3 protein-coding genes are annotated in these 2,324 nt (G+C 69.4%); all 3 read left to right on the plus strand.

The window, feature by feature from the left end:
• The first annotated feature begins 177 nt into the window (after positions 1-177).
• On the plus strand, positions 178-1,119 hold the full coding sequence (locus QZX79_RS13200) for a ferritin-like domain-containing protein (protein ID WP_294568792.1): 942 nt from the start codon (positions 178-180) through the stop codon (positions 1,117-1,119).
• Between the two features lie 260 nt (positions 1,120-1,379).
• Positions 1,380-2,048: a class E sortase gene (locus QZX79_RS13205; protein WP_294568795.1), complete on the plus strand. Its 669-nt coding sequence runs from the start codon at positions 1,380-1,382 to the stop codon at positions 2,046-2,048.
• A gap of 44 nt (positions 2,049-2,092) precedes the next feature.
• A partial coding sequence (locus QZX79_RS13210) for a twin-arginine translocation signal domain-containing protein (RefSeq protein ID WP_294568797.1) occupies positions 2,093-2,324 on the plus strand: 232 nt, incomplete at its 3' end.

A 2,324-nucleotide genomic window follows, 5' to 3' on the forward strand; every position in this document is an offset into this window, starting at 1 on the left:
AGACCCGCAAGAAACGGGCCCTGCCAAGAAGTCTGACGCGCGACACCGCTGGTCAGGATGCTGAGGTCGAGGTCGAGGTCGATGTTGATCCCACGACGGCGTAACCGATCCGAGTCCGGTAGCGATGTGTTGTGTGCGAGCTACTTCGCCCCGTCGCCCATCACTCGAGGAGCAGCAGTGTTCGAAGGATTCAGCAGGGCGTTCATCCGCGAGACGATCAATCGGAGCGCCGAGAACGGCGTCGACCGTCGCCGGTTCCTGCGCGCCGCTGGCCTGACCACGGTCGGCGTCGCCGGCGCCGGTGTGCTCGGCAACGGGCTCGCGTACGCGCAGGAGGACGACGAGCAGGGCCCGAGCGACGCCGCAGTGCTCAACTTCGCACTGAACCTCGAGTACCTGGAGGCCGAGTTCTACCTGCGAGCCGCCACCGGGGAGGGGCTCTCCGACGGGCAGGTCGACGGCGCGGGGACCCTCGGCGGGGTGTCCGGCGGCCGCCAGGTCGACTTCGAGACCCGGCAGGTCCGCCAGTACGCCGACGAGATCGCGAACGACGAGCGCGCGCACGTCGACTTCCTGCGCGCAGCGCTCGGCGACGCGAAGGTCGCCCGACCCGCCATCGACCTGGACGAGGCGTTCACTGCCGCGGCCCGCGCCGCCGGGCTGGTCAGAGGCGACGAGCGCTTCGACGCTTTCGCGAACGAGAACAACTTCCTGCTCGGGGCGTTCGTGTTCGAGGACGTGGGCGTCACCGCCTACAAGGGCGCCGCCCCGCTGATCGCGAACAAGACCTTCCTCGAGGCGGCGGCCGGCATCCTCGCGGTCGAGGCCTACCACGCCGGGCTCATCCGCACGGTCCTGCTGGCCAAGGGCCTGGCCAAGGAGGCCGGTCGGATCTCCGACGCCCGTGACAGCCTCGACGGTCCCGCGGACCTCGATCAGGGCATCAAGGTGCGCGGCAAGGCCAACATCGTGCCCACCGACGACAACGGCATCGCCTTCAGCCGCACACCCGGCCAGGTGCTCAACATCGTCTACCTCAACCCCGCTGCGGTCACCGAGGGGGGCTTCTTCCCCGATGGTGTGAACGGCGAGGTGAACACCAGCGACAGCAACGACTGATCGAGAGGATCGGACCCGCACAGCGGTCGTCCCCCAGCCAGGGCAACCGCGATCGCCGGAGAGCCATCTCGGCTGAGCTGGTCAACGAGGGCTGGTCGGTCCCGTAAGGGGCAGGACCTCCCGGGCGCCATTCGGGATCGCGGTGCTGGGTTGATCCGTCTTCCCCTGGTCGAACCGTTCGGCGGCGGTACCCGAAAGACGAGTGCACGACATCACAGGCCGTCATCCGGGAGTCCGTCGAGCATCCGAAGGGCCGATCCTTGAACAAGGGCAGACGAGCGGCGCGGTGGATCGGCGTGGGCGGCGTGCTCGCGGCACTGGTGGTGGTGGGCCTGGTCATTCCGGGCCTGGTGAACCAGTCGGCGCAGACGGCAGGCACGGCGCCGATAGCAGCCGGTTCGCGGGAGGCGCCGAGCTTCGAGCTGGTGCAGCGACTGCGCGAGGAGTTCGCTGCGCAGGCGGCAGCGAACGACGACTTCCCGTTCGATCCCGCGCTGGCCTCGCTCGTCGCGACCTCGCCGCAGGAGTACACCCCACTGGGGCGGATCGCGGTCCCGGATGTGGGTCTCGACGTCGTCTACGCCGCGGGTGTGCACCCCTCGGTGCTGGAGCAGGGGCCCGGGCACTGGCCGGGCACGGTCGCGCCCGGACAGTTCGGCAACGCGGTGCTCTCAGGACACCGCACCACCTTCACCCGTCCGTTCGGCGACCTCGACACGTTGGCGCCCGGAGCTGCGGTGACCATCACCACGGTCGAGGGCTCCCCGGTCACCTACCGCGTCACCGAGACGCTGATCGTGCCCGAGGCCGAGTACCGCGATGTCGTCCTCGCGCCACCGGCCGACCCCGGGGCCCGGCAGCTCACCTTGTTCGCCTGCCACCCGAAGGGTGACAGGACACAACGCATCGTCGTCCGCGCCACGGCCTGATCACACCAGGCACGCCGGCGAAGCGCCTACCGGAGGAGATCGACATGAGCCATGACAAGAGGGTGGAACGGTCGAGGAGGCTGTTCGGCGGGTCTGCAGTGATGTCGTTCCGCGAGGAGAGCGACCGGCGCCGGTTCCTCAAGGGAGCTGCCCTGGTCGGCGTCGGCGCCACGTTCGTCGCCGTCACCCGGGGCGATCCGCGGGCGTTCGCCCAGGGATCGGCCGGGGACCTGGAGATCCTCAACTACGCGCTGACCCTGGAGTACCTCGAGGCCG

Origin of the sequence: uncultured Arthrobacter sp. (genome assembly GCF_902805515.1) — a bacterium.
Taxonomy (GTDB): domain Bacteria; phylum Actinomycetota; class Actinomycetes; order Actinomycetales; family Micrococcaceae; genus Arthrobacter_D.